5 protein-coding genes are annotated in these 8,034 nt (G+C 49.4%); 2 read left to right on the forward strand and 3 right to left on the reverse strand.

The window, feature by feature from the left end:
* Positions 1-132 precede the first annotated feature (132 nt).
* The 3 genes from JX312_RS06025 to JX312_RS14300 form a co-directional block, all read right to left on the reverse strand.
* The gene (locus tag JX312_RS06025) at positions 133-777 is read right to left on the reverse strand and encodes an ATP-binding cassette domain-containing protein (protein ID WP_370541480.1); all 645 of its coding nucleotides are present in this window, start codon (positions 775-777) and stop codon (positions 133-135) included.
* Positions 773-2,098 (reverse strand): DUF4836 family protein, encoded by a 1,326-nt coding sequence (locus JX312_RS06030; protein WP_204457388.1) that lies wholly within the window; start codon positions 2,096-2,098, stop codon positions 773-775. The genes JX312_RS06025 and JX312_RS06030 overlap by 5 nt, the downstream gene beginning before the upstream one ends.
* A 75-nt stretch (positions 2,099-2,173) precedes the next feature.
* Entirely contained in the window at positions 2,174-2,320 is a 147-nt protein-coding gene (locus JX312_RS14300) for a hypothetical protein (RefSeq protein ID WP_370541479.1), read from the reverse strand.
* A 248-nt stretch (positions 2,321-2,568) separates the two neighbouring features.
* On the opposite strand from JX312_RS14300, the gene JX312_RS06040 reads away from it, so the two are divergent.
* Both JX312_RS06040 and JX312_RS06045 read left to right on the forward strand, forming a co-directional pair.
* A complete protein-coding gene (locus JX312_RS06040; RefSeq protein ID WP_239653826.1) occupies positions 2,569-5,184 on the forward strand; it encodes a zinc-dependent metalloprotease in 2,616 nt (871 codons plus the stop codon).
* Between the two features lie 73 nt (positions 5,185-5,257).
* Positions 5,258-8,034: SusC/RagA family TonB-linked outer membrane protein (locus JX312_RS06045; RefSeq protein ID WP_204457389.1), on the forward strand; the 2,777-nt coding region annotated here is incomplete at its 3' end.

Below are 8,034 nucleotides of genomic sequence, written 5' to 3' on the forward strand. Positions count from 1 at the left end.
CCCATATGGAACGGGCATCCATAAACAACTGCAGACCTCCCAGAATAATGGCAAGTCCCAGAAAATTGGAAAGCATGAATCCGGCAATACGCGCCGGAGATGTATTTTTACGTAAAAGTTTTCCAATAATGTTCATAAGCGAAGTTTCCTGTAGTTGTCAAGAAGCAGCGGATTGCCGACAGACGTAGACACTATTGCCGCCCCTTGTCTTTCCGCCTCTCTCCCGATTATGGCGGCGGCAATACGGTTGTTATCTTCATCAAGATGACTCACCGGCTCGTCAAGCAGAATAAAATCAAAAGGCTGGCAGATGCTGCGGATTATCGCCACACGCTGCTGTTGACCTATCGACATTCGTCCCGCCGGGTAATCACGACGCGATGCGATTCCAAGCTCCTCGAGACAATTTTCTATCTCGGCATCGCTAAGATGAGATGTCAGTTTATTCTTGAGCTGGATGTTTTCCCAGGCTGTAAGTTCCGGAAACAGATCAAGCTCCTGCGGAAGATACGCGATATTGCGGCGCCTTATCTCCTGCCAGTCCGAGATTGTGAATTCACGGACATCTCTGCTGTCAAACAGAAGTTTGCCCTTGTAATCATCTCTCGAGCCAAAAATATACGAGCACATCGACGACTTGCCGCCTCCGCTTGCCGCCTCTATCAGATAATGCTCTCCGCGCTCCAGCACAAGACCGGTCTTCCACACATCGGATTCCGGGATACGTTCATTCTGGAACACCTCCGGAAGCATCCCTTCAAACCGTATCTCCTTAATCATGACTTTCAAGAATCGACTGCATAATATTCTTCTTCGAATCCTTGCCATTAACCTTCACAATGGCTTTGAGACCACCTTTCTCCGGTTTGAAAGTAACTGACACAGATGAAACGGCATCTGTCAGACGTCGTTTTTCCCCTCCGCCAAGCACAAATCCGGCGAGAGAGCCTTTCAGCTCTTCGGCGGCATCGGCTGCCGAGACGGCACCTTCCACCGCACCTTTGCCCACACGCAGCAGACGGCCTTCTTTCACAACCTCAAAACCGAACTGTCCGAGCATATTTGAAAGATCGGCAGTGCCGTGACCTGTAGTGGAAATAACGCCACGCACATTCCCGGATTCAGAGACAGCCGCCACACATGTTCCGTCAACACTTTGAATCATTCCGGCAAGAATCCCGATCATCGACATCCCTTTGCCTCCGGTCTCCTCCTTAAGTTTCTTCACCATGTCTGGATTTACCGCCAAGGCGACAAAGGCATCGGCTGTGCCTCCCGTTTCGGTTATGGTTCCACCGTCTATTCGGGCGGCTGGGAAATTAAACTTCGCAATCCCCCCTTTCGAGTTTATCACATCCATTTCCGCCACAATCTTCCCTTTCTGGAAATCAAGATTCCAGCTGAATTCCACAGCATCAACAAACATCGCCTCTATTGCCATAGTGGCTGTGGCGCGGGTTGTGAAATCGATACCGAGAGAGTTCAGACACCCCCTTATGTCTCCCCATCCCTCGACATCGTGGCTTATATCAACGAGTCTGGAAGCCACTTCGTTAGAAAGGATGCTCTGCTTTGGGCTGAGCGACACGAAACGTCTTATATCTTCCGTATTGACAGTGTTACGGGAACTCATGCAGATCCAGAATCGGTCGGGAGTTAGCACCGTGTTGCCACATACCTCTGTTTCACCATCTTTTACGAATTTGCTGTCTGAGTTCTTCTCCACATACTCCTTGAATTTCGATGAATCAGACACAAATCCGGTGAGATACACATTGTATCCCTCTATAAAAAGCACGGCTGCGGAAGGGTCTATGCCACCATCCCGCAGTCCGGCAATAATTTTTCTCAATTCCTGATTATTTGTGGTTTCAAGAACAGAGGCAAGCTCCTTCCCGGGCACTACTTCGGACCCGTTGACCTTGCAACCGGCTTTTTCGAGCATCGCATGCATATTCATCACCATGACAGCCGACGCATCAGCCGGCACTGTCTCCAAAAGCCCGTTGATGTCTCCCGGTTTGCCGGAAGAACATCCCGCTGTAACCACCAGCGTCACAACAGCGACGCAATATACAAGTCTTTCGAATATTTTCATAATAAATCTATTTGGCGGCAAATTTAATAAGAATCCGATTAACCGCCAAATAGATCGTCAGCAGATGTCTGTATCTCAGTATATGCGCAGCATCACGGCTCCGTGTGGATTGACTGTAACGGTATGCTTGTCGTCTGTCTCCGCAACATCTTTCTGCCGCCACAGGTCACGGACGGTTTTCAGAATCGGGGCTCCGTGCACTCCGAGTGGATCCTGATTCACGTCTATCACCTCATCGTTGGTCAGCAGCGAGAGTGTGAATTCATCGAGACGCGCCAGATCACACCCTATCAGCAGAGGAATGGAGCCTGAAAAATTTATTAATCCATTTTTTATTTTTTTTCATTATTCTTTATAAAAATTTGCATTTTAATACACTTTTCTCTAAATTTGCTCCGTAAGTAAAGCAAATTGATTCAAATCGCGTATTTTTAATCTTACCTGATACCATAATATTTTAAGAATCAACAATGGACCTGACACTGAAAAAAATCGCAGGATTTGCGGCAATCTTAGCTTGCCTCATCGGCGGGGCACCCGCCGAGGCGGGAATTTTCAGCCGCAAGAAAGCCCCCAAAGAGGATAAAGTTCTTACCGGAGCGGCGAAAGACAGCGCGGAAATGGCAAAAAAGTTTGCCGGTGCAAAAAGATACGAAGGTATCTTCGATTGTCGCGTCGATAAAGACGGCTCTCTCTTTTTCATTCTTTCCGACAGTGTTTTCAACCATACATATCTTCTGTCAAGCCGAGTGGCGGGGATCTCCTACACCGGAGACCTTGTTGCAGGACAGATGAACATCACTCCGCTTGTAATCCGATTTACCAAAGACGACAAGAACGTTTACATGCATCTCGTGCAGGATGCAAACGTCATAGCGCCGGACGACCCTATAAAAGTATCATTCGACCGAAACATGATAGACCCTATTCTGAAAGGATTCAAAATCCAACAGAGGGATTCATGCAACGTGGCGATAGACATGACATCATTCTTCGCCGGTGACGAAAAGCTAATTTCTCCCATCAAAGATTCCGATCCTCTCGCAAAGATGCTCAGCGGACGGCAGGGTGTGGAAGGTTCTTTCTATAAAGACGGTTCGGCGATCACAAAGGTTAAGGCATTCCCCGACAACATGATCATCGAGAGCCAGCTCGCCTACACCACAAGAAAAGTAACCGACCCGTATACCGTAAGGGTTTCGCGTTCGATCATGAAACTGCCTGACGACCCGATGAAGAGCCGTCTGCAAGACAACCGTGTGGGTTATTTCTACGACACAAAGAAACTTTATTCATCATCAAACGACAAAATCGAGACATACAACATAATCAACCGCTTCCGCATGGAGCCGAAAGATGAAGACCTTGAGGCTTATTTCTCAGGAACGCTTGTCGAGCCTAAAAAGAAAATCAGGTTCTATGTGGATTCCGCTTTTCCGGACAAGTGGCGCAAAGCGGTGAAAGAGGGTATCGAATACTGGAACATGGCATTCGAGGAAGCAGGTTTCAAAAATGCCATAGAGGCACTCGACTATCCTGACGACCCGGATTTCGACCCGGATGACATCCGCTTCAACTGCGTGCGCTATTGTGTGACCCCGACTGCAAACGCAATGGGACCTTCGCACAACGACCCGCGTACCGGCGAGATTCTCGGCGCCGATGTCATATGGTACCATAACGTGCTTTCTCTGGTTCATGACTGGCGCTTCGTGCAGACCGGCGCCGTGGATCCCCGCGTCAGGACCTCCGTTTTCGCCGACTCGGTAATGTATGAATCCCTGACTTATGTGACAGCTCACGAGATAGGTCATTGTCTTGGACTGATGCACAATATGGGGGCTTCATACGCATACTCCATTGACAATCTGCGCGACCCGGCTTTCACTCAGAAATACGGAACCACCCCCAGCATCATGGACTATGCACGCAACAATTTCGTGGCGCAGCCCGGCGACTATGAGAGAGGCGTAAGACTTACTCCTCCCCCGGTAGGTGTATATGACATAAACGCTATCAAATGGGGATACAGACTTATCCCGGGAGCCAAGACGCTAAAAGATGAAAAACCGGTGCTCGACAAATGGATCGAAGAGAAGGAGAATGACCCGATGTATGAGTTCGGAGCGCAACAGGTGATGGGAACAATCGACCCGACCGACCAGACCGAAGATCTCGGCAACGACCACATAAAGGCGGGAGACATGGCTATCTCGAATCTGAAGATAATCATGGCGAATTTCGAAGACTGGGCGGGAGAACCTGGAAAGGATTATGACTCATCACTTCTTGAGACATACAAGGCGCTTATCAGCCAGTACGTTCGTCATGTCAGCCATGTGCTTCCATATATAGGAGGCGTGAGGTTCAAGGAGGTTGTGCAGGGACGCGAACAGGGTCCGAAACGCAACTATTTCACAAAAGATGATACCCGCCGCGCGATGGAGTGGCTGCTCACGCAAAGCCGCACTAACGACTGGCTGACTCCTGCCGCACTGAATTCGAAGTTTGAGGATCCGGTGACAGAATGGCGCGAGAAAGTTGACAAGGCGATTGTTGCCACACTTCTGTCTCCGGTGAATATAGGACGGATAAAGACCGGTTACGAGGCTGATCCGACAAAGGGTTATGAACCGGCGACATATGTTGACGACGCACTGAAAAACATATTCGCGGCTACATATTCAGGAAAGAAACTCAATTCCACGGAACGCAGGCTACAGAGTCTGGCTCTTGAATCGATGGTAAAGAGCGCGGGGCTGTCGATGCCCGGTGCTTCTGCGAAAAGCCTTGCTTCAGAATCCTGGCTTGATGTCGAGCCTTCTTCGATTCTTGGACTGACCACATCTCTCCCTTGCTCGCTCGATGCTTGCGGCGTTCATGACGGTGACCGCGCTTTCTTCCGTCTGGTGTTCGGAAATCCGCCACTCCCTGCAGAGGAACTCAAGCCTATGATGCTCGCCCGGCTCAAGAAACTTCTCGCACTCTACCGCCGCGCCGCGACCTCCGCACCGGATGCCGCCTCACGGGAATTTTACGAATATCAGGCGAGAAACATAAACCTCATCCTCAATCCAAATACCTAATGTGTCGTGTGTGCCGCCTGCCGGAGATTTCCCGGACCAGCTGCCACCCCGATTCCATAAAAACCTCATCATTATGAAGAAGATTTTTCTAATCTTGTTTGCGCTGATGCTGACGATTTGCGATGATGCCGTGGCTCAGACATCACGCACCATCTCAGGCACTGTGGAAGACGCTCGTAAAGAGCCGATAATCGGAGCGACAATCAGAATTGACGGTATTCCGTCAGGGACGATGACCGATCACGACGGCAAATTCAAGCTCAAGTTGCCGGCAAATAAAAACTGTACTCTGATTGTATCCTGCTTCGGCTATGAGACACTGAAGAAAGAGATTACAGGAGACACTCCTGACGTTACCATTGTCCTGAAGGAGACTCACACCGATATCGACGAGGTTGTAGTCATCGGTTACGGAACCGCGAAAAAATCGGAGCTTACATCTTCCGTAGAAACAATTTCCGCCAAAGACCTCGCAAAAATTCCGGCAATGAACATCGACCAGTCTCTTGGCGGTCAGGTTGCCGGACTTGGAGTCAAGGCGGTGTCGGGCGACCCCTCTTTGGCTCGCGAGTCTACAATGAGCATACGAGGTAATCTTGGCGATCCGCTGCTGGTCATCGACGGTGTGCCACGTTTCTCCTCTACCACAAACGAGGGGGAAATGCGGCTCAGCGACCTGAATCCGGATGATATAGAAAGCATCTCAATTCTAAAGGATGCGGCAGCGGCGGCGGTATACGGGGCGCGAGCTGCAAACGGCGTAATTCTCGTGCAGACAAAACGAGGAAAGGAGAGCGACAGGGCGAGAGTGAATTATCGCGGACAGTTGAATTTCGACCAGGCGACATATCTTCCCAAATTCCTCAACGCGCGTCAGTTCGCGGAACTCTATAACCGCGCCGTAGAGCAGAATCCAGACGGAGGATACACCCCGTACAATCTTGACCTCCTCGGCTCAAATCCGAATCTTTACGGAGATACCTCTCTTTTCGATTATTTCCATAAATGGGGTCATACACAACGACATTCTCTATCGGTATCAGGCGGCAACAAGACCATCAGATACCATGTGTCGGGGGGATACTCAGAATCGAAAGGTCTTTATTCCAACATCGGACGCAACCGATTCAACTACTCGGCGCGTCTTGACGCGGATCTGTTCAAGGGACTGACTCTTGCCGTGAACCTCACCGGTTCCGTTTCCAATTACAAGAACAACAACAATCCGCTCACAATAGATGACGCATATTCCTTTTCTCCGATCGAGGTTCTGAGATACACCGACGGATCTTACGCGAGTCTTGAGGGATACAATCCCCTGGTGTCGGTGCTCGGTCTTGGAGGATATCAGAAAACAAAATCGGATTTCCATACTCTCAACGCTACCCTTCGCTATAAGATTCCGAAAGTCGACGGTCTTGAGGTGTACGTGACTGCGACCCACGACATGAACCATTCGGGAATAAATACGTTCTCCAAGCCTGTGGAACTGAGTGTATACAATCCGCTTACCGATGAAATCACAGTAGACCCGTCTTCCATATATCCGCAGGCAAGAATAGTGATGAGCGACAGAGAGCAAAGCGTGACAAACACCCTGCTCGAGGGGGGAATATCCTACAACCACACCTTCAATTCACTGCATCACTTGACAGCTCTCGCCGTCGTGAACTATCAGGATTACCACAACAAGTATCTTCGCGGAACCAACAACAATCTCCCCGGCGAAAAACCGGAAATAATGGGAAGCACATCAACCGGCACACTCTCCGGAAGCGAATACATGAGTCAGCGTGCGTCTACGGTAGGACGACTTACCTACGGATTCGACAACCGCTATTTCGCGGAGTTCAGTTTCCGTGTCGACGGCTCCACAAGGTTCGCTCCAAACAAAAGATGGGGATTCTTCCCGACAGTATCCGCGTCCTGGGTACTATCAAACGAGAAGTTCTTCACCTCCGCCATATCTCCGACCATTATATCCCAGGCTAAAATACGCGCTTCGGGCGGTATCCTGGGCGATGACGGTGTTGCCTCGGATTTCGGCTACCTCCAATATTATAACTTCACTGACACTGAAGGCTACAATTTCGGCGGCATATGGTCACCAGGACTGCTGCCTTCGCTAAGCTCATATCCGAATGAAGCTCTGAAATTGAGGAAATCCAAAGATATAAACGCAGGCATAGACCTCGGTTTCTGGAACAACAGAATCACCGCCACCTTCGAATGGTATCAGAGATTGCGAACAAACATGGTTACTGACGCCCGAACATATCTCTTCCCTCCGACTGTGGGAACGGGTGGTGTGCTTCCTTCTGTGAATATCGGAAAGGTGAGATTCAGCGGCGTTGACTTCACAATCCGTCACAACAACAATATCGGTGATTTCCAGTATGATGTGTCTTTCAATATCGGAACTTCCGAAAATAAGGTGCTTGACTGGGGCGATGAATCCTCTCTCCCCGAAGCTCAGCACCGTAAAGGAAAACCTTTCACCGTATGGAATCTTTATCAGGACGCTGGTCTATTCCAGAGTTATGAGGAAATCGCGGCATGGCCTGTGGATCAGGATGGCAAAAAGAATGCCACTCTTGCTCCCGGCGACATAAAATATCTTGATCAGGACGGCGACAACAAACTGACCGTAAACGATATGATATATGTTGAAGATTCTTCTCTTCCAACTGTAAACTATGGCTTTAATCTCGGTGGTTCTTGGAAAGGTTTCCACCTTAACCTTTCGTTTCAGGGCGCGGCGGGTTACAACCAGATGATATCAGAGCTTTATACTCTCGAAAGCAACTCGCTACAACGTTTTCAGGATTACCATTACACAGATTCATGGAC

The organism is Barnesiella sp. CU968 (genome assembly GCF_905219685.1).
Taxonomy (GTDB): domain Bacteria; phylum Bacteroidota; class Bacteroidia; order Bacteroidales; family Muribaculaceae; genus Lepagella; species Lepagella muris_A.

What these genes read in the sequence shown, in the direction of transcription:
- JX312_RS06030 (WP_204457388.1), bottom strand. Translation starts at nt 2,098, where the DNA reads ATGAAAATATTCGAAAGACTTGTATATTGCGTCGCTGTTGTGACGCTG.
- JX312_RS06040 (WP_239653826.1), top strand. Translation starts at nt 2,569, where the DNA reads ATGGACCTGACACTGAAAAAAATCGCAGGATTTGCGGCAATCTTAGCT.